The organism is Pseudoramibacter faecis (genome assembly GCF_036289405.1).
Lineage (GTDB): Bacteria > Bacillota > Clostridia > Eubacteriales > Eubacteriaceae > Pseudoramibacter > Pseudoramibacter faecis.
Window position 1 is genome coordinate 112017 of record NZ_JAYFFI010000002.1, and the last position, 24885, is coordinate 136901.

Sequence of the window (24885 nt, forward strand, 5' to 3'; positions counted from 1 at the left end):
TCTATTTCATTTTTATTGATCCGGTCCTTTATTCAGCCATTTCATGCATCATGCTCTTTAAATTGGCATACAGTTCCTGATACTTTTTAAATACTTTTTCATATTGTGCGTGGACATCCATATCCGGTTCGACCGTATAGGCCATTTGCACCATGCCGTCTGTCGCTTCATCAAAGCTTTGATAAATCCCGGTTCCGACAGCGGCCACAATACAACAGCCGAGACCGCCCGCGCTGGGATCCACAGTCACAATAATCGGTTTGCCGGTGGCATCCGCGATGATCTGCATCCAGGTGGCGTCTTTCGTCACGCCTCCGCATCCGACAATCATATCGATTTTTTCGCCTTGCTTGTCAAAATTGTCAATGATGTTTTTCGTCCCAAGAGCAACCGATTCAATCAAGGCACGATAAATATGTGCTTTGGTATGACTGAGCGTTAACCCATAGATCACACCCTTTGCGTTTGGATCTTTATAGGGTGTCCGATTCCCCTGAAAGAAATCAAGCGCCACCAGCCCATCGGATCCCGGCGGAATATCCTTGATCATTTCGTTAACCGCTACATATGGATTGTCCAGTTTGTCAAAGCCCCATTCTTTTAAATACCATTTCACGATGGAGCCGGCCGAAATCTGCCCGCCTTCCAGAATGGCGAGCCCCGGAACGATTGGATTAATATACGGTCCCCAAATGCCGGAAAGTTCTTTTTGCTCTTTCGAAAAGCAAAGCTGCACAAAGCTTGTCCCCATGATCATAGCCAAGCGTCCCGGTCTCGAAACCCCCATGCCGAGCATGCCGATATGGGCATCAATGCCGCCTTCCACCACCAGCATTTCCGGATTCAAGTCATACTTTTCCGCAAAATCACGGTCGATTTTACCGATGGGCTCGCCCACATTTTTAACATCGGTCACTAGAATCTCTTCATAATCTTCCAGACCAATTTGTTCGAAGAAATCCTTTTGCCAGCCGCCGTGCCCATCAACGTAGTTCCACTTACAAGCCGCCTGACAAATGGATGTGGCCCATTTTCCGCCTGTCAGCTTATAATTCATCCAATCCAGCTGTTCAATAATCTTATAAGCTTTCGCATAGACTTCCGGTTGATGTCGTTTAATCCAAAGAACTTTTGGAATCATCCATTCGACGGATTCTTCACCGCCACAGTATTTCAAGCAGGGATGATGCGTCGCATTGCAGATCTCCATTTCTTCCACCGCACGGGTATCCATCCACATAATTGCATTCTGGAGCGGCTCGCCGTTTGCGTCGACAGGAATGACCGTCGACGAAGTGGAACAGACCGAGATCCCAACAATGCTATAGCGCACCCCCATCGAAAGATGATCCGCCACCTGTTTAACCGCTTCATTAAAACATGACCACCAGTCCTGCGGCTTTTGTTCGGCTCTGCCCGGTTTTGGATAAACGGTCTGATACGCCTGTTCGTTCGCAGCTACCACATTCCCGCTGATATCGGTCACCACAACGCGAACACTCTGTGTTCCCGTATCCACACCCATAAAATATTTTGCTTCGTACATAATATCCCCCCTTCTTATTTACACCTGTCCCCAGGGATAAATCATAATCTTATTAAAGAAATAATGCCCCGCGTCGATCTTTTCAAAGATCTCCGGCACTTCTTCTAATGTCAACCGATGGCTGATGATATCCTTCGCCGTCATCCCCCGGGTGTACATCTTGAGCGACTCGGTCCAGTCTTCGCCCGGATAGGGATCGGTGAAGGAATTCCAGGACCCGGCCAGCTCGATCTGCCCGCGCATCAGCGTGTCCACTTCCTGTTCCGAAAGATCGAGACCCTTGTGGGAAATCCCGAGGAACACCACCCGGCTCATCTTGCTCGCCATCATAACGGCCTGCTTCTGGGCCGCCGGCGCCCCGGAAAAGTCCACCACCACATTGGCACCTTCGCCGTCGGTGGCCACTTTGACGGCCGCTACCGGGTCGGCGTTCAACGAATTAACCGCCACATCGGCACCGACCTTCTTGGCAATCTCGAGCTTTTTGTCCCACACGTCGACGGCGATGATTTTTTTCGCGCCCTGCATATGCGCGATCTGCACGGCAAACAGGCCGATGGGCCCGGCACCCACCACGGCCACCGTGTCTCCCGCTCTGAAATGGCCGCGGTTGATCAGCCCGTGCCAGGCGTTAGCGCAAGGGTCAAGGGTCGCCGCATCTTCGTAGGAAACGCCGTCCGGCACCTTGAGCAGGTTCGTCTGCTTGACGCTGACGTATTGCGCATAGGCACCGTCCCGCCGCGAGCCGTAATAATCGTAGTCTTCACACAAAGAATAAATCCCTTTCTGGCACCATTCGCAATGCCCGCAGGGAATCAGCGGCGGCACCACCACGCGATCGCCGGCTGCAAAGCCTTTAACGTCTTCGCCGACCGCTTCGATTTCGCCGGCAAATTCATGCCCGCAGATAATCGGGGATACATGGGCGCCATAGGTTAAAATCCGGGGAATATCCGAGCCGCACACCCCGCAGGCCATCACCTTCACCATGGCCTCATCCGGCCGCATCTCCGGCTTCGGCACCTCTTCCACCCGCAAATCCTTCGGCTCGTACATCCGCACTGCTTTCATTTTGGTCCTCCTTGCATCCATGCGTTAATCATTTACGATCATATAAACCGTTCCGTAACTTATTTTCATTATAGAAGCTCCTGCTTACTTTGTCAATTGTTTTACCGTTAATTTTTTACGTTCGTAAATATTTTCCTAAGCTTTGCAATTTTATGCTATACTCAATTTGGAGGTATTTTTCAAATGAACACCATTCTGACAACCATCCGAACCAAATACAACACCCTGTCCAAAACGCAGAAGGTGATCGCCGATTTTATTCTGCAAAACGCATCGCGCATCCCGCTGCTGTCCATTACCGAGGTGGCCCGGGCCTGCAATACCAGCGAAACCACGGTCATGCGCTTTCTCAAAAAACTGGACTACAATTCCTATCAGGTCTTTAGGGTGAATATCGCCCAGGAGACCACAGACGATCCCAGCACATCCATCAACGACGAGCTCAGCCGCCACGACAATCTCGAAACCATCAAGCACAAAATCATCAGTCACACCTTAACTGCCATTCACGACATCGATGTGTTGCTGCCGGAAAAAATCCTGACTCAGGCAATCGATGCCATCCGCTCTGCCGGCCGGCTGCTCATTTACGGCGTCGGCGCGTCCGGCGCCATCGCTTTGGATGCCTACCATAAATTCGGCGGCATCGGCCTGGACGTGCGCACCTATCCGGATCCCCATCTGATGAACATCACCTGTTCCCACGCCGCGCCGGACGATTTAATGCTGGCCATTTCCCACACCGGCGAAAGCAACGAAGTGCTCCATGCGGTGCGCATCGCGGGAGAGCGCGGCACCACCGTCATCGGCCTCACCAGCTTTGCCAATTCCACCCTGGCCAAGCTTTCCGACCTCTACCTGCTCAGCTCCACCAACGACAAGAAATATCACTCCGAGGCCATGGCCTCCCGCATCGTCCAGCTCACGATTGTCGATATTCTCTATACCGCCACCTTCATGCAGGATCCAGAACATTATTATCAAGCACTGAACGCGTCGCGCATCGCCGTCTCCCACAATAAAACCTGAGCTGCGCCGCGCGCTTTTTTGTCTTGGCATTTTAAATTTTCATGCCCATTTTAAGGCCATGCGTTATACTGAAACCGCACTAAAAAGAAGTGAGGAAACCCCATGAACCCCATGCACTTAGACCTGACCCTCAAGGCGAGCCAGCAGCTTGCCATGACGCCGCAAATGCAGACAGCCATCCAACTGCTTCAGATGAACAGCCTGGAGATCAAAGACTACCTGTCCCAAGCCATGCTCGAAAATCCCATGCTCGCCTTCGGGGATGAGACCGATCCCGCCGAAACGAACGACAACATCGACTGGCAGGATTATTTTGCCCAGATGGATGCCGCGCCGACGGCCCGGGAGGAAGCCTGCCCGCCCGAGGAGCCTTACCGCCCCGAAGCCTCGCGCAAACCGGTCGCCACGCTGGCAGAACATCTGCTGCTGCAGCTCCATACCAAAGGCGATATTGACACGGCCATCGGCGAATACATCATCGGCTGCATCGACGCCGACGGTTATCTTTCAATGGATTCAGACGCCGCCGCCCGAAAGCTTAACGTCTCCCCGGCAGCCGTCGACGACGCCCTCGCCGCGATTCAAACCTTCGACCCCGCCGGCGTCGGCGCTCGTAATATCGGCGAGTGTCTTTCCATCCAGCTCAAGCAGCTGGAGCTGTGGACGCCGGAGGGCCAGATGCTCCTAGACGAACACCTTTTGGATGTGGCCAACAATCAATTTAAAAAAGTGGCCGCCGCCACCGGCATTCCTGCCGACAAAATCACCCGGTTCAAAATGCTGCTGACCGAGCTCAATCCCCGGCCCGGCGCCGCCTTTGATCCCGAAGAACCGGTGGATTACATCATCCCCGACGGCAGCATCCAATGGGTCGACGGGGAACTTTTGATCCACATCAACGAGATCAGTTCCCCGCGTCTGACTTTAAGCCGTTTCTATCGCCGCATGCTGGATCACCCCGATTCCCCAGAGACCAAAGCCTATTTGGAAGATTGTCTGAACAAGGCCCGTTTGATTATCCAATGCATCGACATGCGCCGGGAGACCATCCGCAAAATTCTCACCGGCATCGCCACCTATCAGATCGATTATTTCTTCAGCCGCTGCCGCTGCCTCAAACCCATGACCCAAAGCCAGATCGCCGAGATGGCCGGCGTGCACGCGTCCACGGTCAGCCGGGCCATCCGCGGCAAATACGTGCGCACACCCCGCGGCACCGCAAGCCTCAAATCCTTCTTTAAGCGCGGTTACGAAAGCGATCTCGGCGAACTTTCCGTCGACGGGGTCAAGGCCCAGCTGTCGGCCTGGATCCGGAGCGAGGATCCCGCCCATCCGCTGAGCGATCAGGCCCTGACTGACCGCCTCAACGAGCACGGCTGTGCCATTGCCCGGCGCACCGTCGCCAAATACCGCGAATCGCTGGGCTTGCCGGGCGCCGCCGGACGCAAACAGCCGCTCAAGCATTAAAAAAAGAGCAATGATCGTCGTCATTGCTCTTTTTGATGGCTGCTGCCTTTATAGATCCAAATTTTTCAGATAGGCCATGAAGCGTTCGCCGACCCCGGGCGTCCGCAGGCCGTATTCCACCGTCGCTTCAAGAAAGCCCAGCTTGTCGCCGACGTCATAGCGGCGGCCGGCAAAATCATAGGCCACCATATCCTGGCGGCGGGCCAGCTTTTTCAGACCGTCGGTCAACTGGATCTCGCCGCCGGCGCCCCGGCCGGTGTGCTCGAGAATTTCAAAAATCTCCGGCGTAATGATGTAGCGCCCGAGAATCGCAAGATTGCTCGGCGCTTCGTCAATGGCCGGCTTTTCCACCAGGTCCTTGACCTGATACACATAGTCGGTGATGGCCTCGCCGGAGACAATCCCATATTTGTCCACTTGATCGTCCGGCACCGTCTGCACGCCGATCACCGAGGCCTGATATTTGTCGTAAACGTCGACCATCTGCTTGAGGGCCGGCTTCTCGTCGTTGTACACAATGTCGTCGCCCAGTACCACGGCAAAGGGCTCGTCGCCGACAAATTCCCGAGCGCAGAGCACCGCGTGGCCCAGCCCCTTGGCCTCGCCCTGGCGAATGGTGTAGATATTGGCCATCTCGGTGATGTTCTCCACCATCTTGAGCTCGGCGTTCTTGCCCTTCATCCGCAGGTTAAATTCCAGTTCCGGCACATGGTCGAAGTGATTGATGATGATGTCCTTGTTGCGCCCGGTGATGATGAGGATATCGGTGATGCCTGAGGCCACAATTTCCTCGACGATGTATTGAATCGTCGGTTTGTCCACAATGGGCAGAATTTCCTTGGGAACCGATTTGGTCACCGGCAAAAACCGCGTGCCGAGGCCCGCCGCCGGAATAACCGCTTTTCTGACTCTTTTTGTCATCGCTTGCTCCTTTGTCGTCGATCCGCATTGGATCTTTTTCCGTTATGATTTTTGATTGTATCACGCCGGTTTCAAACTTTGCTTAAGCCTTGGCCGGCGCCGTCTCGAGCAGCGCGCGGTAGCTAAAGCCAAGGCGCTCCGCCTTTTCCCGATCGAAGGCTGAAGCCCCGTCGAGGATCAGGGCGCCGCGCATTCGAGTTTTAAGCGCCGGACCGAGCCCCCGGCTCATGCCCGGCCAACGTCCCAGGGTGATAAGCACATCGGCGCCGCGGGTGGCCTGAGCCGCCGATGTGCAAAATGCGAAGGCATCCCGCACCCGGTGCAGCCGCCACTTGGCCTGATCCGCTCCCCAGGGCAGATAAAGCCGAAAGGGTTTCGGGCGGCCCGCCGCCGGCGGATGGTCTTCAAAATCGGCCGCAAGCGCCTTCAACACTTCGATCCCCGGAGTTTCCCGCAGGTCATCCGTCCCCGGCGAAGGGGCCAAGCCCAGCACCGCCACCACGGCGTCTTCCGGCAGATGCGCCAGCTGCTCCTTAAGCCACTGCGTGCAGCGCTTGGTGTGAGCTGCGCTGCCGGCGGTGACCGCCGCCGTTAATGTCGGCGTCAGGCCATTCTGCTTGAACAATGCAGTTAACGCTGCCGTCTCCGCGGGCAGGCGTTTTCCGCCGACGCCGATGCCGCCGCGGCGCGCCGCAATGCGGCCGCGCCGCCGGGGCTCCGCCACTTCCAAAATAGCCGTCAATGCACGGCTGTCCGCCTGCATCGTCTCTGCCAGAGCACTCATCGCCTGCCCATAGGCCTGGCGCAGAGCCACCAGGCCACTGTCGGCAAAGGCCGCGAGTTCCGCCGTCGCCCAGCTGCAAAACTGTCGCCGCTTGCCAGTGGGATCCAGCGCATCCAGCACCTTGATCAGGCTGGCCGGAAGTTCGGCCGCGGCATCGGCCCGTCCCACCACCAGCGGATCCTGCCGGCGCATGGCTGCCACCATCTGCCCGTCATTAAAAAGCTCCGGCATCGCGACGACGCTCACACTCGGCATGGCGTCATCCCGTTCGGCCAGTGCCGTATCGGCAGCCTGCTGCAGCTTTTCGGCCATTCCCGGAGGCAGCGCCGATTTGATCGCCAGCACCCGATCCCCCGTTGCCTGGCCGGCCACCTGGCGCACGACCGAGATCACAAACCGCGGGGAGGGTAATCCGTCTTCCTCCGCCGGTGTCATGCAGCTAATCCCGATCACCGGGCATTCGCGGATCACCTGCCGGGGCTGCTCGCAAAAGCGCAGCCGGCCGGCTTCAGTCATCGCCTGCACCAGTGCGGCCAGTTCCGGCTCCGCGCCGGGCAGGTGCATTTCTTCCAAAATCCCGGCGGCCACTTCTTCGTCCACATCCGTCGCGAGCACGTTCAGGCCGGCTTCAGCCAGCACGGCAGCCCAGGCCAGGCCGGTCACTGTCAGGCCGATCACGCCCACTTCTGGCGCCGGCGCTTCTTTTCGTTTCCAGTTCATGGTTTCTCCCCATTCTTTATATCATCATGCTCTGATTATAGCACAGGACCGTGGGATGTCGGCAAATAATTGCCTGGCTGCTCCGCCGTGGGCGCACAAAAAAATCCCCCTGCCGCCGCAGAGGGGGAACCTGATGGTCAAAAACTGCTAACAGGTATATTTTTCTTCAATTGCCGTGATTTTATCGAGCCGCTTCTGATGGCGCCCGCCCTCAAAGGCCGTGGTCAGCCAGGTATCCACGATATCCAGCGCCAGTGTCTCGCCGACAATGCGCCCGCCCAGCACCAGCATATTGGAGTTGTTGTGCTGTCTGGACAGCCGGGCCATGGTGCTGTCGGTGCACAGCGTGCCCCGGATCCCCGGCACCTTGTTCACCGAGATGCAAATACCCAGACCGCTGCCGCAGATGGCAATGCCCCGTTCTGCCTCTCCGGCGGCCACCGCTTCCGCCACCGCAAGGCCGTAATCCGGATAGTCCACCGATTGTTCATCCGCACATCCCATGTCGATCACCTCGTGGCCCCTGGCTTTCAAATGAGCGGTGACCGCCGCTTTCAGGCGAAAGCCGCCGTGATCAGAACCAATTGCTAGTTTCATTTTATCATCTCCTTTCTGTTTCAGTGCCCTCATTATATCAAATTCCCCGATGCCCAGTTGGCTTTCGACTCTTCTTTGTCATGATTTCTGTCCCGGCGCGTCGTCATTCAGCGCCTGCAGCGATTTTTCCACATAAATCTTGTGGGCGATGGCCACGACAATATTGCGCAGCAGAATTTTTTCCGGCGCTTCCTCCGCCCCCCGCGGCGACGGCGCAGCACCCGGCGGCGCTTCAATGTCGAAAACTGCATCCAGTTGATTTTTCAGGGAGCGGCACAGAAAAAGATAGGCGGTTTTCGTGTCGTAGGTTTCCTGCTGAATATCGATCAAGCGGCTGATGTTCTCAATGGATAGAATGGTTTTCGCCACCGCGATGAAAATCAAATGGGCAATCTGATTCCGATAATATTGTTTTTTAACGGGCTTTTCCACCAGGCCTTTTTTCACGTAGTTGCTGATCATCGAGCCCGTCACTTCCCCCTGCCCGAGGGGCGCCAAATGGCCGCTGATGTAGCGGGCCACCTGTTTCAAATAAAGCCCGACGTCCGGAATTTCTTCATAGGCTGGCAATTCAAAAGTCTTTATTTCCCGAATAGTCGGGCGATTTTTATCCCAATGCATCGTTATCCTCCTTAATTCTACCGCCATTATAAAAATGATCGGGCTGAAAGTCAATCACGGGTGCTGCCGATGCCCCGCCGCCGGTTCACCGCCCAAATACCCGCCGACACCAATGCCAGCGCAGCGAGACGCATCCAGCCGAAGGCCGGCCGACTTTCTCCGAGCAGCAGCGCCCAAATGTCGTCGGGATCACCGTGGGATAAATCGGCGCGCCGGATCGCGACCGATGGCACTTTTAAAACTATTTTGTTTTTTATTATAACAAAATCGTGCGTTGTTTTTTCATTTTTTCATGTTAGAATACTCATAAAAAAGGAGATTTTTATGAATAAACAACTCGACCGTACGCAGCAAATCGTTTTCGCCGCGTTATTTATCGCGCTCTCATTCGTCGGGGCCAACATTAAAATCATGGGCTCTGTCGCTTTTGACTCCTTGCCGGCTTTCATCGCCACCCTCGTTTTGGGCTGGGGTTGGGGCGCCGTCATCGGCTTCATCGCCCATATCCTTACCGCGGCGACTTCGGGCTTTCCGCTGACGCTGCCGGTGCATCTGATCAACGGCGTGATGATGGCCGTCACGATGATCGCCTTCCACTTCACCATCAGCTTCTGTCTGAAACGCCGCATGAATCCCGTGCTTGCCTATGGGCTCGGCTGCATTGTGGCCGTGATCTTTAACGTGCCCATCGCCCTGCTGGCCGCCTCGCCGATTCTATCCTTTGCCGTGGCCATGGCCTATGTGCCCGCGCTGATTCCGGCGGCCATTCTCAACGTGGCCATCGCCACCGTCGTTTACAGCTTCTTCCCGAAGAAATACCAAAGCCTAAGCTCCTTCGGACACGAAACATGAGCCTGAAGCGTTATCGCGATCTCGCCTTGGCGGCCGTGCCGGGGGGCACCATTGTGGTCGCGGCAGACAGTTGCGCCAGCACCGGCGAAAAGAGCGGGGACGCGCTGCCGTGCCCGCCCTATCACTGCGGGCGGGTTTCCGCTCGGGTCGTGCTCTTCGAGCTCCTGTGCATCGGCGCCCAGGTCTTGGTCATCGCCGACGGCATCTGTGCCGAGATGAACCCCACCGGTCTCGAAATCATTCGCGGCTTTACCGACGAACTTAAGCGCGCGGATCTCCCCGCCGATATCCTCACCGGTTCCACCGAAGAAAATTTCCCCACGGTGATGACCGGCGTCGGCACGGCAGGCATCGGCTATTGCTCGGGCGCGTTTACCCCGCCGGTCTGTCATGCTGGTGACGTGGTTGCCTGTCTCGGCACGCCCATCGTCGGTGCGGCTTTTCTGACCGCCCAGGACAGTGATATCGCCACCTATGAACATCTGCGTACGCTGAGCGCCGATGCCGCCGTGCGGGAACTCGTTCCCGTCGGCTCGAAGGGCATCGCCTATGAAGCCGAGAACGCGGCCGCCCTCCACCAGCTGACCCTGCAATGGGATGCGGATATCCCGATGAACTTGACGCAGTCCGGCGGTCCGGCCTCCTGCGTCGTCGTGATTTTAACCGACGACGCCTTTGAAACTTATCGCCGCATCTTCCCGCTCACGCGGCTGGGCGTGCTCACACAAAAATAATCCGTTCACCAAAAAGCCGCCCGCATAACCGGGTGGCTTTTTGATGGTTTATTTTTTAAGTGCATCGGCTCACCGCCCGGCCATAAAGCTTTTCAGCGCCGGCAAGCAGGCCTCTGCTGTTTCACGGCCGATTTGATAAACCGCCTCCATTTTTTCGGCATCGTGGCACACATGCCCGATGGGCAGCGCCGCTTTCGGGCGGATCACAAAGGCCGCCCCCGCCGCCTCCCGGCGGCGCACATAGGCCAGGATTTGATTATAAGCCCGATGCCGCTCGGCCAGTGCCGCCGCCACCTGGGGACAAGCTTTGAGCCGCCACCGGAGCAAGGGCATCATCCGGTTGGGCTTTTTGACATAATCGGCAGGCTGGGTCAGCACCACCACGTTTTTCTCGTAGCCCATCGTTTCGAAGGTGCGCAACGGCACCGAGTCGCTGATGCCGCCGTCCAGATAGCCCCGCCCGTCAATGGTCACGATGCGGGACACCAGCGGTATCGACGCCGACGCCCGCAGCCATTCCAAGCTTTCTTCCGCGTCATCGCAGCGATGCACCACCGGCTCGCCCGTCGCCACATCGGTGCACACCGCATAAAAGGGCAGCGGGTTGGCATTATAGGCCGCCCGGTCAAACAAATCCAGCCGATCCGGCAGCTCATGATAGCAAAATTCCCCGCCGAAAAGATCTCCCGTTTTCATCAGCGAGCGCCAGCCGCAATACCGCGGATCCCTGCAGAAGCGCTTGTTGTAGCGGATCACCCGCCCGGGCTGCCGGGATTTAAAGTTGCAGCCGAAGGCCGCCCCCGCCGAAACGCCGATTACCCCGTCAAAGTCGATGCCGCGTTCCATCATCACGTCGATGATCCCCGCCGTGAACAGGCCGCGCATCGCGCCGCCTTCCAAAATCAATCCTGTCTTCATCCTTCACCTTATCGTCTTTCTCTTGGTCATCCCGATCCGCGCATCAAAAAGAGCCCCGGTCCGGGGCCTGCACTCAAAGTTTGAGCAATTTTTGAATATTCTGAATCTCTCCCAGCACCAGAATGGTTTCGTCACCCGTCAGCACCAGATCCGGCGAAATGTTCACATCCATCTTGTGGTCGCACTTGATGGCCATGATGTTGATGCCGTAGCGCCGGCGCACGTCCAGCTCGTCAACTGTCTGATTTTTCCAGCTTTCCGGCACCGCCAGTTCAAAGATGGCGTGCTCGTGGTCGAGTTCAAAATAGTCGAAAATATGATCCGACGAGCAGCGGATGGCGATCCAGTCGGCCAGCTGCCGCTCCGGATAAACGATCTGATCCGCGCCGTTGCGCAGCAAAAATTTCGCCTGCACATCTCTCGCCGCCCGGGCAATCACATATTTTGCCCCCGACTCCTTGAGCAGCGACGTGGTTTCCAGCGATCCCTGAAAATCGTCCCCGATGGCGACAATACACACATCAAAATTGCGGATGCCCAGCGATTTTAAAAATTCGTTATCCGTGCTGTCGCCGATCAGCGCACTGGTGACGTAGGGCAGCACTTTCTCGACTCGATTTTCATCCTGATCCACCGCCAGCACTTCCTGATTGAGCTCGTTCAGCTTTGCCGCCACATGCCGGCCGAAGCGGCCCAGGCCAATCAACAAAATAGATTTCATTTGCGACTCCTTTTATTTCGAATGGATTAACCGACCGTAATGGGTTCCTGGGGCCACTGCGAATGGCAATGATTGCCTCTTGACACGGCAAAGATCACCGTGAGCCCGCCGACGCGGCCGAAATACATCAGCAGCACCAAAATGAAATGGGACGCCAGCCCGAGCTGGGGCGTGATACCCAAGGTCAGGCCGACGGTGCCGATGGCCGAAGCGGTCTCGAACAGGCAGGTCAGGAGTGAAATGCCCTCGATTCGGCTAATGATCATGCCCCCGCCGACGCAGAGCATTACGTACATCAAAAAGATCGCAGCCGCGGTTCGGACGACATCCTCGGCCACCCGCCGATCAAAAAAGTGAATGCTGCCCGACTGGCGAAACACCGCCAGCGATTCCGCCGCGAGCACGGCGATGGTTGTGGTTTTCATGCCGCCGGCCGTGGATCCGGGGGACCCGCCGATGAGCATCAGCACGATCAACAGGCCAACGCCCACGTCGCTGAAGGCCAGCAGATTCACGGTGTTAAATCCGGCCGTTCTCGGCGTTACCGCCTGAAAAAACGCCGCCAAAAAATGGCCGCCGGCCGCAGACGGCAGCGCCTGGGCTTCCCCGGAATAAAAATAAAGGGTCGGCAGCACGAGCAGCACCACCGTCACGGTGATCGCCACCTTACTCTGCAGACGATAGGCCTTGAAATGCAGCCGATGTCTGGCCACGTCATCCCAGGCGAGAAACCCAATCCCGCCCACGATGATGAGCCCCGCGATGGTGAGGCTGATCGCCGGATTGTTCACGTATTGCACAATGGAGGAAAACTTGCCGTTGACCCCCATCAAATCGAATCCCGCGTTGCAAAAAGCCGAAATCGAATGGAACACCGCATACCAAATGCCCTTGCCAATCCCAAAGTCGTGAATAAAGGTGGGCATCATGATCGCCGCACCCAAAAGTTCGATCAAAATCGTCGTTCTGATGATGAAATTCGTCAGCCGGACAATACCACCCACCTGCGGTGCCGAGATGGAATCTTGCATAAAGGAACGCTGCATCAGCCCAATCCGCCGGCCGGAAAGCCGCACCACTGTCACCGCCATGGTCACAATGCCCAGCCCGCCGATCTGGATCAACGCGATGATCACAGCCTGCCCAAAGGCTGTCCAATAGGTGCCCGTGTCCTGCACCACCAGCCCCGTCACACACACGGCGGAGGTCGAGGTGAAAAGACTGTCGGCAAAGGTCGCCCCGCCCGGTTTCCGGCTTGCGATGGGCAGCATCAAGAGCAGCGCGCCGATTAAAATCACCGCCGCAAATCCAAGCACGATAATCTGTGACGACGTGATGTGCCGCCGAAGTTGTTGCCTTCTCGTCAGTTCTTCTTTTCTAAATTGCATCCCCACGCCTGATTTCTTCATTTTTTCGGACCTTCGGTCCAATAATAGAGCCATTATATCACGCTGTGCCAAGAGGTCAAGCGCGGCTGCCGATTTTCAACGCGCTTTTAACCAACCCGGCACCCCGCTTCCGGACACACGAAAAAGGCCGCTCTGAAAGCCGGACCTTTGGGACGCCGTCTGTTATTTGCCTAAAATCGCCTTTAAATTATTCTGAATATCCCGGGCGACATCGGGCTTATTCATCGAGTACACGTGAACATGGTTGATGCCGTTGGCAAAAAGATCGACGATCTGCTGGGTCGCGTAGGCGATGCCCGCTTCGTAAATCGACGCCGGATCGTCCCGGAAGTGATCGACCATCGCCAAGAACGGCTGGGGCATAAACGCGCCGGAAAGATCCACCATCCGGGCGATCTGGGCGGCGTTGGTCACCGGCATAATCCCAGCCGCCACCGGCACGTGAATCCCCGCTTCCCGGATCTTATACATAAAATTATAAAACAGCGCGTTGTCAAAGAACATCTGCGTCGTCAGAAAATCGCAGCCCGCATCGACCTTTTCTTTCAAATGACGGATATCGTCCTTCTGACGGGCATTCTCCGGATGGCCTTCGGGATAGCAGGCCGCGCCGATGCAAAAATCCCCAGCCGCGCGAATGTCCGCGATCAGCTGGGTGGCGTAGCGGTACTCCCCGGGCACATAATCCGCCGGCAGATCCCCCCGCAGGGCAAGGATATTCTCGATGCCCGCCGCTTTAAGCTCCGCCAGGCGCGCCTGCACCATCCGCCGATCGCTGGAAACACAGGTCAGATGGGCCAGGGATGTCACACCTAGGCCCGCGATTTTTTTCGCAATGGTCGTCGTGTATTGGCTCGTGCCGCCGCCGGCGCCGTAGGTCACGCTCATATAGGCCGGCGACAGCGCCGCAATTTCCCGCACCGCCTGTCCCACCGATTCCAGCCGGGCGTCCGTCTTTGGCGGGAACACCTCGAAAGAGAGCATCGGCCGATCCGTTCGCAATTGATCCTTTAATTTCATTTTGACCCTCACGTTCTTCACATATTAAAATGATGGGTGAATTATAACACATCGAACTTTCGCGCGTAAAGGCCGGCGCTTTTGATTCTTCGCGCCGTTTATGATACGCTAACGGCAATACCACCTCAAAGGAGACCCTTATGCAGATTCAAACGCTTTCTGAAGTCACCCTCGCGGCCGCCGCTGCCGTCTGGAACAGCGTTGTCGAAGAAGGCATGGCTTTTCCCCAGACCGATATCCTCAACGCAGACACCGCCCGCACATTCTTCGCCGAGCAGTCCTTCACCGGTGTAGCTCTCGACGGCGATGCCGTGGCCGGCCTTTACATCCTCCATCCCAACAACGTCGGCCGCTGCAGCCACATCGCCAACGCGAGCTACGCCGTCGCAAAACACCGCCGCGGCGCGCACATCGGCGAGGCCCTCGTGCGGCACAGCATTGCCCGAGCCCGGGCCCTCGGTTTTCACATTCTGCAATTCAACGCCGTCGTCGCTAGCAATGCCCCGGCGCTCGCCCTCTACCGAAAAATCGGCTTCACCCCGTTGGGCACCATCCCCGGCGGCTTCCGCCTGAATGACGGGTCCTACGCAGACATCATCCCTCATTGGATCGACGTGACCGCCGGGAAGGCATCCTGCACGGACACCGATAAGATCCGCCGCCTGGGAACCCCGGCGCGAAACCTCTGGCTGCTGACCCGCCGGGGCAAACACATCTTAATCGACACGGGTTATCCTGAGGACTGGGACGGCTTTTGCGACGGACTCACGGCGCATAACCTAACGCCTGACGACATCGATTTTCTGTTTCTGACCCACGCCCACGACGATCACGCCGGCTTTGTGAACCGCTTACTGGAAGGGCGCGCGATCCGGGCCGTCGCTGCCCAAAAGGCCCTTCCCGGACTGCGGCGCGGACAAAACGGCCCCGGCGGCGGCGCGCCGGACGCAGCCGCCGTTGCCGCCTGCGTGCAGATGGTCCGCGAAGGGCATGGCGCTCATCGTTTCCCCGCGCTCACTCCCGAAGCCGAGGCGCATTTTCTTTGGGTTGCCCCCGGTCAAGCAGCTGAGGCCGAAAACCTGCTCGGCGGAAAAATCGTCTTTCTTCCCGGCCACACCGACGACAGTATCGGCCTGCTCACACCGGCGGGTGCTCTCTTTTGCGGCGACGCGGCCCAGGACCGCCCCGATACCCCGATGAAAACCACCATCTGGATCGGCGATCTGCCGGCTTACCGAAAAAGCTGGCAGCGGATCATCGATTTGACGCCCGAACAAATTTATCCCGGCCACGGCGAACCTTTCGCGCCGACGCTTTTGCCGCCACAGCTGGCCTCTCTCAAAGATCTTGTCCTGCTGCCCATGCCCCGTGTGCACAAAAAAAAGAACTGAAGCAGTCGCTCCAGTTCTTTTATCACTTATTACCGTTTATGCAAATAATTCGACGATCTTTTCCTTCGGCACCGCACCCACCTGGCGCTGTGCGATTTCGCCGTCTTTAAAGACAAGCAGCGTCGGGATGCTCATAATCTGAAACTGCTGGGCGAGTTCCGATTCTTCGTCAACATTGATCTTCCCAACCTTCACTTCGTCATGTTCTTCGGCGATTTCGTCCACCAATGGGGACACCATTTTGCACGGACCGCACCAACTGGCCCAAAAATCAACCAGTACCGGCTTATCGGACTGCAGTACTTCGCTTTCAAAATTATCTTTTGTCAATGTTACGACACTCATTTTTGTTTCTCCTTTTTAATGCCATTTCGTATTGAACGACGATTTCACGCTAATGATCTTATCATCTTTTTCTGAAAAAAAACTGATGCTCTTCTCTGTTAATCATTTTCTATTTGATACAATTAATTATAGCACGTTTTTTATATTTGTCTACTCTTTTTTTATTTTTTGGTCGCTCTCTTATCCATTCTTAAGCTGTCGCTCTTTTAACGCGAACCGCTCTGCCTTCTTTAGCGCGCGAAACCGCGCCTTATCTTCCGCGCTGACCTTGCGGGATTCGACAAGTTTTTGATAGGTCAAAAGCCGCGTGTCCGCCGCGAGCCGGTTATCCGTCAAATAATGATCAATCCGCTTTGGAAAGGCCGCATAGGCCGTGGCCAGTGCCCAGGCGATGCCCATGCGCACATAATAATGCTCCTGGGGCATCGCATCGAAAGCCGCAAACCACCGGGGCAGATCTGACTCGGTGCAATAATAACGCATGAGCAGCCCAATGCCGAAACGCCTTGTCCAGGGATTGGCCGATGCCAGCCAGGCGGCGAGGGGCGCATCAAACCGCGCGCGGTTCTCCCCCACGGCCTTGAGCTCCCCGGCAAAACCGTCGCAAAGCGACCAGTTGTCGATGTGGGGAACGAAAGCAGCCACCCGGGGCAGCAATACCGCTTCAGGCCAGGGTGTCTGGCCGATGAGCATCGCGCAGAGCATCTGTTCCTCGAAAATCGGCGCGCCCGCGTCCGCCAGCACCGCGTCGAGATAAGCCGGGCCGGCGTCGGCCCTCACCATCTGCTTCGCCATGCGGCGCAGCTTCGGAATGCGCACGCCCAGCAGCCGATCCTGGGAGAAAGGTCGCCCCTCGGGAAAAGCGACGGCATCGTCCGGACAACGCGGCAAGAGTTTTCGGCTAAAGTCGCGATAGGCGGGCTCGGCCATATCGGTTAATTGTTCATAGATCGTTTCTCGGTTTAAGTTCATGAGCTTATCATAAGTGCCGATCTTTAAGTCCGCCTTGAATGCATGCGCCGCGCCGACCGTCATTTTATCGCCCTTCGCGTGAAATCTTGATGACGCCAGCTTAAACTTATGCTAAAATGAGAACATTCTGATTAGAAGGCGTTAAAATTAATGGAACGCGAAAAATTCTCAACCCGTCTGGGATTTATTTTGATTTCCGCCGGCTGCGCCATCGGCCTCGGCAATGTGTGGCGCTTTCCCTACATCACCGGGCGCTACGGCGGCGGTGCTTTCGTGCTGATTTATCTTTTCTTTTTGTTTTTCCTCGGGATGCCGGTGGTTATCGCCGAGTTTGCCGTCGGCCGGGCCAGCCAGAAAAGCGTGGCCCGCTCTTTTGACGTATTAGAGCCCGAAGGCAGCCGCTGGCATCTGTTTAAATGGTTTGCCATGGCCGGCAATTACCTGTTGATGATGTATTACACCACCATTTCCGGCTGGGTGATGCTTTACTTCTTCAAGACGGCTCGGGGCGATTTTGCCGGGCTCTCGAGCCGGGGCGTCGCGGCGGCTTTTGGCGCCGCCACGGCAAGCCCGCTGCTCTCCGTTCTCTTTATGGCTCTGATGATCGTGCTGGGCTTCGGCATTTGTGCCGGCGGCCTGCAAAACGGCGTCGAGAACATCGTGAAGGTCATCATGATCTGCCTGCTCGCGCTGATGATGGTGCTAGCCGTCAACTCGCTGCTGCTGCCCGGGACAAAGGAAGGGCTGAGCTTTTATTTAAAGCCGAACTTCAACAACCTCACCCGTCACGGCCTGTCTCAGGCGATCTTTGCCGCCATGGGGCAGTCGCTGTTCACGCTGGGGGTGGGCATCGGCTCCATGGCGATCTTCGGCTCCTACATCGACAAGCAAAAACGGCTGGCCGGCGAGGCGCTGAACATTGCGGTGCTCGATACCGTTGTGGCGCTTTTGGCCGGGATCATCATCTTCCCCGCCTGCTTTTCCTACGGCATCGCGCCGACCTCCGGGCCGCCTTTGCTCTTCATCACCCTGCCTAACGTGTTTAACCACATGCCCCACAGGAGGCTTTGGGGCGCGCTGTTCTTCTTGTTTATGACCTTCGCCGCCGTCTCCACCGTCGTCGCCGTGTTTCAAAACATCGTGGCCAATTTCCGGGATATGACGGGCTGGCCGCTCAAAAAGACCTGTGCGCTGCACGCGGCGCTGCTGATCCTGCTGTCGCTGCCCTGCGCCCTGGGCTTTAACCTGCTCAGCTTCGTGCATCCCCTCGGCGCCGGCTCAACGATTTTGGACCTGGAGGATTTCATCCAGAGCAACAACGTGGTCTTCCTGGGCAGCATCGTCTACGTCGTCTTTGTCACCTCCCGTTACGGCTGGGGCTACGACGGCTTCCTCGAAGAGGTGAACACCGGCATCGGCCTGCGTTTCCCCAGAGCCGGCCGCATCTACATGACCATCGTGCTGCCGCTTTTGATCTTCAGCATTTTTCTCTGGGGCTATCTCGGCTGAGCATCCAGCGCTTTTAAAAACGTCAGCGCATACCAAGAAAGGATTTTTTATGAACAACAACAACCGCGAGAAATTTTCGTCTCGCCTCGGCTTTATTTTGATTTCTGCCGGCTGTGCCATCGGCCTCGGCAACGTGTGGCGCTTTCCCTTCATCACCGGGCAATACGGGGGCGGCGCCTTCGTGCTGCTTTACCTTTTCTTTCTGATCATCCTGGGCCTGCCCATCATGATCGTGGAATTTGCCGTGGGGCGCGGCAGCCAGAAGAGCACAGCCATGTCCTTCGACGCGCTGGAGCCCAAAGGCACCAAGTGGCATTGGTATAAATGGCTGGCCATGGGCGGCAATTATTTGCTGATGATGTATTACACCACGATTTCCGGCTGGATGATTCTCTACTTTTTCAAAATGCTCAAGGGCGATTTCGCAGGTTTAGGCTCTAAAGGGGTCGCAGCTGTTTTCGCCGCCACCACCGGCAACCCGGCGATCTGTGTGGCCTTCATGATCCTCACCATCGCCGCCGGCTTTGCCATCTGCGGCGGCGGGCTCCAGGGCGGGGTCGAACGCATCGTCAAGGTGATGATGGTCGCTCTGATTTTCTTGATGGTGGTCCTCGCCGTCAACTCGCTTTTCCTGCCCGGAGCCGGTAAGGGACTCGCCTTTTATCTCAAACCCAACTTCGCCCATATGGCCCGGGCCGGCATCGCCAAAACCATTTTTGCCGCCATGGGGCAGTCCTTTTTCACGCTGAGTATCGGCATCGGCTCGATGGCCATCTTCGGCTCCTACATCGGCAAGGACAAACGCCTGCCCGGCGAAGCGGTGACCATCGCGGGGCTCGACACGCTGGTGGCCATCCTTGCCGGGATCATCATCTTCCCGGCCTGCTTCTCCTACAACGTGAAACCCACCGCCGGCCCGTCGCTGATTTTCATCACGCTGCCCAACGTGTTTAACCACATGCCCAACGGCCGGCTCTGGGGCGCGCTGTTCTTCCTTTTCATGTCCTTCGCGGCCATGTCGACGGTGATCGCCGTGCTGCAAAACATCGTCGCTTACGCCACCGATCTCACCGGCTGCTCGGTCAAGAAGGCCTGCGTGATCAACACCGCGGTGATGATTCTGCTCTCGCTGCCCTGCGCCCTGGGCTTCTCGCTTCTTTCGGGCATTCATCCGATGGGCATCGGCACGACGATTCTCGATCTCGAGGATTTCATCCTCAGCAATAACCTGATGCCCCTGGGCTCGCTGGTGTATCTGTTCTTCTGCGTCAGCCGCTGCGGCTGGGGCTACGAGCATTTTATCGGCGAGGTCAACGAGGGCATCGGCCTCAAGTTGCCCCGGTATAAAGCCGTCCGTTTTTATTTAACTTATATCCTGCCGCTGATCGTGCTCGCGGTGTTTATCGGCGGGTATGTGCTGTAAATTCCAGAGAAATAATAAAAAGTCGTTCGGCGCGTTGCCAGCCAATTAAAAAACCAAGCCATTCGTCCTTGAACGAATGGCTTGGTTTTTTAATGCGCAGCCTTATCGGTTATCGTCCAGCGGCGGGCGGTTTCCCCGTCCGCGCCTTTACCACGGCAACGACAGGGAGACTTATCCGTCAAAAGAGACTTATCCGTCAATGGATAAGCCTCTTTGCTTCTGCCCTTATTCGTGCGCGCTCTTATCACGCTACCTGTCGTAAAGGGATTATAATTACTTTTTTACAATCGTTCTCGGGTCGCACGCATTCAGTGCTGCTGTCATGATTCAACCGATTTGATCAACGGATCCGGCAATGGTCCTTCCCGATGCATGCTGAACTTGGTCAGGTCGTATTGGGCCAGGTTTTCGCTGATGGTTCGCCCGTCCGCCGCTTCGATCATCTGATCGCGCACCTTCATCGCCTTACGGCTGGTGTCGTGGGCGCTGGGGCCGTGGGAGCAGCCGCCGGGGCAGGCCATCCCTTCGATGAAGTCTTCTTTGAGGCGGCCCTTAGCCAGCATCATCAGCGCGGTTTTGCATTCCTTGCCGCCGCTGACCCGCTTAATGCTCAGCTCGTCGTCGTGTCCCATCTCATGGATATACTGCACACAGGAATCGGCCACGCCCACATCGGCATAGCGCTTGCCATACGTCGAGGCGCGCTGATAATCTTCTTCCATGGGCTCAAGCTCAATATCCTTGGCGCGCATCAGGGCGTGCAATTCGCTGAAGGTCAGCACATAATCGGCGTTGTCCGGAATGCGCTGATCCACCACCTCCGATTTTTTCGCCACACAGGGCCCGACGAACACCGTGAGCGCGCCGGGATGCCTGGATTTAATCAACCGGGACAGCTCGCCCATCGGCGACAGCGCCGTCGACATACTGTCTTTGAGTTCCGGGAACTGCCGCAAAATCATATTGACAAACCCGGGACAGCAGGACGTCGTGCGCTTTTCCCCTTTTTGATACGCCTCGTACCATTCCGGGGCTTCCGCCGCCGTGGTCAGATCCCCGCCGAGGCCCACCTCCACAAAATCCGTGAAACCAAGATCCTGCATCGCCTTGCGCCAGCTGGCCATGGTGATGCCTTTGCCGAATTGACCTTCCGCCGCCGGGGCAATCATCACATACACCTCGCGGTCGCTTTGGATGGCTTTGATGACATCGACGATCCAGCTTTTGGTGCTGATGGCGCCGAAGGGACAGCTGTGGATGCAATTGCCGCAGCGAATACATTTTTCTTCGTCGATCACCGACAGTCCCATCTCGTCGTAGGTGAGAGCGTCCACCGGGCAGCTGTTTTTGCAGGGGCGCACCAGATGGGCGATGGCGTTATAGGGGCAGGCCGTGGCGCACATGCCGCACTCGCGGCATTTGTTGGCGTCGATGCGGGAGCGCTTTTCCCCGGGATGAATAGCCCCGAAACGGCAGGCGCTGAGGCAGGCTTTGCCCAGGCAGTTCTGACAATTATCCGTCACCACATAGCTGGAAATCGGACAGTCGGCACAGGCCGGCTCAATCACCTGGATGATATTGCCGTCATCCTCAAGGCCCGGGGCCTTGCCCTCCGCCATGCGAATGCGCTGGCGTACAATTTCTCTTTCTTTATAAACACAGCACCGGTAGTGCGGGATCATCCCCGGGATGATCTTTTCCGGCAGTGTGTCCCGGTCGCTTTCTAGTTTCCCTTCAAAAGCGAGCTTGGCAACCTGATACAGCACTTCGTGCTTCAGTGCAATAATACCACCGTCGTTCCCCACGATTTTCTCCTCCTTCTTCTTCGCGCTATTCAGCCTTTAAATGATCCGTGCAGTTACAACCATTTTTCTCTTCTTTGACACTATTTTAACAAATTTTGTCAGAAAAGTATATGCCAAATTTTTAACAGATCTTCCCAATCAATCCGGTGATTTTTACCCCTGAAACCGGGGATCATGACAAAAATTTTTCTTTAATGGTTTACATCTGATTATAAACAAAAAAGCCGAACAATGCAATTGCAAAGTTCGGCTTTTTAAACGAATAAAGCGGATTCGATCTCAAAAATTTATTCGGTGGTCGCCGGTGCGTCCTTGTCGCCGGCGATCATTTCTTCCAGGGTGTGCCACGCCAGCACCGCGCATTTCACGCGGGACGGCATGTGGGCAATATCCTGCAGCGAGGAGGCTTCCTCCAGAGTTTCCATTTCTTCCTCGGAAATATCCTCCTTGATCATCCGCAGAAAGGTATCCGTAAGGGCAAGCGCCTCTTCTTTGGTCTTGCCGATGATCAAGTCGAGCATCATATCGGCGGATGCCTGGGAAATCGCGCAGCCGTCGCCGCGAAACGCCCCACCGGCGATCACATCCCCGTCCATTTTGAGCTGCAGCCAGATATCGTCGCCGCAGCTGGGGTTGACACCCTCGTGCACCATGTCGGCGTCAGGCATGTCGCACTTGTGCATCGGATGGAGGTTGTGATCCGTCAGCACTTCGTTATAAAAGGTTCTATTGTTCATAGCCCATTTCCTTTCTAATCTGCCCGAGGCAGGTCACCAGCCGGTCCACCTCTTCTTCGGTGTTGTAAAACGCGAGGCTGGCGCGGGTTGTCGAGGGAATCCCCAGATGCTGATGCAGCGGCTGGGCGCAATGGTGTCCGGCCCGCACCGCCACTTGATTTTCCGAGAGAATGGCCGTGATATCGTGGGGATGCACCCCTTCGAGCTTGAAGGTGAGGATGCCGTGGTGCTCATCCGCACGCTCGGAGCCGAGCACCGTCAGATAGGGGACCCGTCGCATCTGCTCGAGGGCGTAGGCCGTGAGGGCCGTCTCCCGTTCTTCGATGGCATCCATGCCGACGGCGTTCACAAAATCGATGGCCGCACCGAGACCGACAGCCCCGCCGGCATTGACCGTGCCGGCTTCGAATTTGTGGGGCAGCGGCGCATACACGATGCGCTCCGTGGTGACCATGTCGATCATTTCGCCGCCGGAGAGAAAGGGCGGCATCTTGTTAAGCCAGGCTTTTTTGCCGTAGAGCACGCCGATGCCCATCGGCGAGAACATTTTATGCCCGGAAAAAGCCATGAAGTCGACGTCCAGATCCTGCACATCCACCCGGGAATGGGGCACGCTCTGAGCGCCGTCCGCCACAATGACGATGCCCCGTTCGTGACAGATCCCGGCAAAGCGTTTCACATCGAGCACCCGCCCGAAAACATTGGACATCTGGGTCACGGCGACAATCTTCGTTTTCTCGGTGATTGCCGCCAGAAGATCCGCTTCCGTTACAGCGCCGTCCGCTGCGCAGTTCAGATATTTGACGCTCGCGCCCCTGCGCTCGGCCATCAGCCGCCAGGGCAGCATGTTGCTGTGATGCTCCATGATGCCGACGACGATTTCGTCTCCGGCTTCGATGAGCAGCTCGCCCAGGCTAAAGGCCAAAAGATTGAGACTTTCGGTGGCGTTTCGGGTGAAGATGATCTCCTCCCGCCGCCCGGCGTGAATCCAATCCGCCGTCTTTTGTCTCGCGGCTTCGTAGACGTCGGTCGCCGCCACGGACAAATCGTAAAGGCCGCGGAAGGGATTGGCGTTTTCCCGCTGATAATAACGATTGACGGCGTCGAGCACGGCCTGGGGCTTCTGCGTCGTCGCCGCATTGTCGAGATAGGCCAGACCGCTGCCGGCGATCAGCGGAAACTGGCTGCGGAGGTCTTTTACTTCAGCGGTTGTCAGCGTGCTCATGCTTCGTCGCTCCCTTCCAGGCTTTCAAGGAGCGCCCCACGGGTCTGCGCGTCGGGAATCAGGCGGCACACCGCCGCAATGCGCGACTGGGCCATCATTTCGTAAATATCGGCCCGATTCATCCCCCGGCTTTCGAGATAAAAGAGCAGCTCGTCGTCCAGGCGGCCGATGGTCGCGCCGTGGTTGCCCTCCACATCCTCTTCCGCGCAGAGGATCAGCGGGATGGTCTTGTTTACCACAGTGTCGTCCATCAATAGCACGTCTTCCTTTTCGTTGCCGACACTGCCGCCGCAGCCGCGCTTGAAGTCAATGGTCCCGCGGAAGAGTTTTTCGGCCTCGTCCCGCAGCACCCCGGATGCGTTGATTTCGCTGTCCGTGTTTTTGCCCAAATGGTTGGCCACGTAATTCATATCCAGCAGGCCTCGGTTTTCCACCAGATAGCCGATGTCCGCCTTCAGACTGCTGCCTTCTCCGGCGAGGTCCGCCCGGCAACCAAGATAGTTTTTCCCAGCTCCCATGATCACATGGATCACTTCCAGACGGCCGCCGGCGTCGCAGCGGGCGCCCACATCGTTGAGCACCCGGATGTTATCGCCCGCACGGTGAATCTGCACCAATTGAAGTCGGGCGTTCTCGCCGATTTGGATTTTGGTCTGCAGCGCCAGGGTTCCTTCGGCTGTGTCTGCCGCGTCCGATGCGTAATCCATCACCACCGTCATGGTGCTGCCGGCCGCCAGGGCGAGCGCCACCGCGCCGATCTGCTGCACCCCGCCTCGGGCCCGATAGCCCAGTCGCACCGGCTCTGCCGCCGTGCCCGCCGCCGAAAAGCACAGCGCTTTGACCGGCGCCACCAACGCGGCCATGTCCGGACCCATGCCCGTCGGCATGGTCGTCTTGCCCAAAAGGCTGTCCACCGTCTGCACGGCAGCCGGCGCGTCCACCGTCGGGACAATCACCGTCGATTCCGGTGCCACCGCCACCTGCGCGTCGTTCATCTTCAGCCAGTTCCAGGTTTCTCCCGGCAAATGGTTGACTGCGAGGGTTTTGATTGTTGTGTTTGTCATCGTC

24 protein-coding genes and 1 pseudogene are annotated in these 24885 nt (G+C 56.9%); 8 read left to right on the forward strand and 17 right to left on the reverse strand.

Annotation, left to right across the window (positions count from 1 at the left end):
* Nucleotides 1-28: 28 nt before the first annotated feature.
* Together V3C63_RS03155 and V3C63_RS03160 are read right to left on the reverse strand one after the other, a co-directional pair.
* Entirely contained in the window at nucleotides 29-1546 is a 1518-nt protein-coding gene (locus tag V3C63_RS03155) for an FGGY-family carbohydrate kinase (RefSeq protein ID WP_329886376.1), read from the reverse strand.
* A gap of 18 nt (nucleotides 1547-1564) precedes the next feature.
* On the reverse strand, nucleotides 1565-2617 hold the full coding sequence (locus tag V3C63_RS03160; protein WP_329886377.1) for a galactitol-1-phosphate 5-dehydrogenase: 1053 nt from the start codon (nucleotides 2615-2617) through the stop codon (nucleotides 1565-1567).
* A 183-nt stretch (nucleotides 2618-2800) separates the two neighbouring features.
* Here V3C63_RS03160 and V3C63_RS03165 point away from each other — a divergent pair, with 183 nt between their 5' ends.
* Nucleotides 2801-3646 carry a MurR/RpiR family transcriptional regulator gene (locus V3C63_RS03165; RefSeq protein WP_329886378.1) on the forward strand — a complete coding sequence of 282 codons (846 nt, stop codon included), beginning with the start codon at nucleotides 2801-2803 and terminating at the stop codon, nucleotides 3644-3646.
* 102 nt (nucleotides 3647-3748) lie between these two features.
* Complete coding sequence (rpoN, locus tag V3C63_RS03170; RefSeq protein ID WP_329886379.1) at nucleotides 3749-5113, forward strand: RNA polymerase factor sigma-54; 1365 nt, start codon at nucleotides 3749-3751, stop codon at nucleotides 5111-5113.
* Nucleotides 5114-5161: 48 nt separating this feature from the next.
* On the opposite strand, the gene galU is transcribed toward rpoN, so the two are convergent.
* The 5 genes from galU to V3C63_RS03195 form a co-directional block, all read right to left on the reverse strand.
* Nucleotides 5162-6034, reverse strand: coding sequence for a UTP--glucose-1-phosphate uridylyltransferase GalU (galU, locus tag V3C63_RS03175; protein ID WP_329886380.1), 873 nt, complete (start codon nucleotides 6032-6034; stop codon nucleotides 5162-5164).
* Between the two features lie 82 nt (nucleotides 6035-6116).
* A complete protein-coding gene (locus tag V3C63_RS03180; protein ID WP_329886381.1) occupies nucleotides 6117-7538 on the reverse strand; it encodes a UDP binding domain-containing protein in 1422 nt (473 codons plus the stop codon).
* Between the two features lie 147 nt (nucleotides 7539-7685).
* Nucleotides 7686-8135, reverse strand: a complete 450-nt coding sequence (gene rpiB / locus V3C63_RS03185) for a ribose 5-phosphate isomerase B (protein ID WP_329886382.1) — start codon at nucleotides 8133-8135, stop codon at nucleotides 7686-7688.
* A 78-nt stretch (nucleotides 8136-8213) separates the two neighbouring features.
* Entirely contained in the window at nucleotides 8214-8756 is a 543-nt protein-coding gene (locus tag V3C63_RS03190) for a DUF1836 domain-containing protein (protein WP_329886383.1), read from the reverse strand.
* 50 nt (nucleotides 8757-8806) lie between these two features.
* Nucleotides 8807-8989, reverse strand: coding sequence for a hypothetical protein (locus V3C63_RS03195; protein WP_329886384.1), 183 nt, complete (start codon nucleotides 8987-8989; stop codon nucleotides 8807-8809).
* Between the two features lie 91 nt (nucleotides 8990-9080).
* Here V3C63_RS03195 and V3C63_RS03200 point away from each other — a divergent pair, with 91 nt between their 5' ends.
* The gene (locus V3C63_RS03200) at nucleotides 9081-9608 is read left to right on the forward strand and encodes an ECF transporter S component (RefSeq protein WP_329886385.1); all 528 of its coding nucleotides are present in this window, start codon (nucleotides 9081-9083) and stop codon (nucleotides 9606-9608) included.
* Entirely contained in the window at nucleotides 9605-10342 is a 738-nt protein-coding gene (locus V3C63_RS03205; protein ID WP_329886386.1) for an AIR synthase related protein, read from the forward strand. The genes V3C63_RS03200 and V3C63_RS03205 overlap by 4 nt, the downstream gene beginning before the upstream one ends.
* A 69-nt stretch (nucleotides 10343-10411) precedes the next feature.
* Here V3C63_RS03205 and V3C63_RS03210 read toward each other — a convergent pair whose 3' ends face one another.
* The 4 genes from V3C63_RS03210 to V3C63_RS03225 all read right to left on the reverse strand — a co-directional run bounded on the left by V3C63_RS03210 (nucleotide 10412) and on the right by V3C63_RS03225 (nucleotide 14410).
* Nucleotides 10412-11260: a patatin-like phospholipase family protein gene (locus V3C63_RS03210; RefSeq protein ID WP_329886387.1), complete on the reverse strand. Its 849-nt coding sequence runs from the start codon at nucleotides 11258-11260 to the stop codon at nucleotides 10412-10414.
* A gap of 73 nt (nucleotides 11261-11333) precedes the next feature.
* On the reverse strand, nucleotides 11334-11981 hold the full coding sequence (locus V3C63_RS03215; RefSeq protein ID WP_329886388.1) for a potassium channel family protein: 648 nt from the start codon (nucleotides 11979-11981) through the stop codon (nucleotides 11334-11336).
* 26 nt (nucleotides 11982-12007) lie between these two features.
* Nucleotides 12008-13390 (reverse strand): TrkH family potassium uptake protein, encoded by a 1383-nt coding sequence (locus V3C63_RS03220; RefSeq protein ID WP_425355326.1) that lies wholly within the window; start codon nucleotides 13388-13390, stop codon nucleotides 12008-12010.
* 162 nt (nucleotides 13391-13552) lie between these two features.
* Nucleotides 13553-14410 (reverse strand): methylenetetrahydrofolate reductase, encoded by an 858-nt coding sequence (locus V3C63_RS03225; RefSeq protein WP_329886389.1) that lies wholly within the window; start codon nucleotides 14408-14410, stop codon nucleotides 13553-13555.
* Between the two features lie 140 nt (nucleotides 14411-14550).
* Between V3C63_RS03225 and V3C63_RS03230 the strand changes: the two are divergent.
* A pseudogene (locus V3C63_RS03230) lies at nucleotides 14551-15018 on the forward strand (N-acetyltransferase family protein); the annotation flags it as partial.
* On the forward strand, nucleotides 15019-15801 hold the full coding sequence (locus V3C63_RS03235) for an MBL fold metallo-hydrolase (protein ID WP_425355330.1): 783 nt from the start codon (nucleotides 15019-15021) through the stop codon (nucleotides 15799-15801).
* Between the two features lie 36 nt (nucleotides 15802-15837).
* Here V3C63_RS03235 and trxA read toward each other — a convergent pair whose 3' ends face one another.
* Nucleotides 15838-16146: a thioredoxin gene (gene trxA / locus V3C63_RS03240; protein WP_329886390.1), complete on the reverse strand. Its 309-nt coding sequence runs from the start codon at nucleotides 16144-16146 to the stop codon at nucleotides 15838-15840.
* 180 nt (nucleotides 16147-16326) lie between these two features.
* Complete coding sequence (locus V3C63_RS03245) at nucleotides 16327-17181, reverse strand: DNA alkylation repair protein (RefSeq protein WP_329886391.1); 855 nt, start codon at nucleotides 17179-17181, stop codon at nucleotides 16327-16329.
* Nucleotides 17182-17268: 87 nt separating this feature from the next.
* Here V3C63_RS03245 and V3C63_RS03250 point away from each other — a divergent pair, with 87 nt between their 5' ends.
* Both V3C63_RS03250 and V3C63_RS03255 read left to right on the forward strand, forming a co-directional pair.
* Nucleotides 17269-18627, forward strand: coding sequence for a sodium-dependent transporter (locus tag V3C63_RS03250; protein ID WP_329886392.1), 1359 nt, complete (start codon nucleotides 17269-17271; stop codon nucleotides 18625-18627).
* A gap of 49 nt (nucleotides 18628-18676) precedes the next feature.
* On the forward strand, nucleotides 18677-20050 hold the full coding sequence (locus V3C63_RS03255; protein ID WP_329886393.1) for a sodium-dependent transporter: 1374 nt from the start codon (nucleotides 18677-18679) through the stop codon (nucleotides 20048-20050).
* Between the two features lie 320 nt (nucleotides 20051-20370).
* Here the strand turns inward: V3C63_RS03255 and V3C63_RS03260 are convergent, their stop codons facing one another.
* The 4 genes from V3C63_RS03260 to V3C63_RS03275 form a co-directional block, all read right to left on the reverse strand.
* Nucleotides 20371-21855, reverse strand: a complete 1485-nt coding sequence (locus tag V3C63_RS03260; protein WP_329886394.1) for a 4Fe-4S dicluster domain-containing protein — start codon at nucleotides 21853-21855, stop codon at nucleotides 20371-20373.
* Nucleotides 21856-22142: 287 nt separating this feature from the next.
* Nucleotides 22143-22592: a Fe-S cluster assembly sulfur transfer protein SufU gene (gene sufU, locus V3C63_RS03265; RefSeq protein ID WP_329886395.1), complete on the reverse strand. Its 450-nt coding sequence runs from the start codon at nucleotides 22590-22592 to the stop codon at nucleotides 22143-22145.
* Entirely contained in the window at nucleotides 22582-23817 is a 1236-nt protein-coding gene (locus V3C63_RS03270; protein ID WP_329886396.1) for an aminotransferase class V-fold PLP-dependent enzyme, read from the reverse strand. Before V3C63_RS03270 ends, sufU begins: the two co-directional genes overlap by 11 nt.
* Nucleotides 23814-24881 carry a SufB/SufD family protein gene (locus V3C63_RS03275; protein WP_329886397.1) on the reverse strand — a complete coding sequence of 356 codons (1068 nt, stop codon included), beginning with the start codon at nucleotides 24879-24881 and terminating at the stop codon, nucleotides 23814-23816. The genes V3C63_RS03270 and V3C63_RS03275 overlap by 4 nt, the downstream gene beginning before the upstream one ends.
* Nucleotides 24882-24885 lie beyond the last annotated feature (4 nt).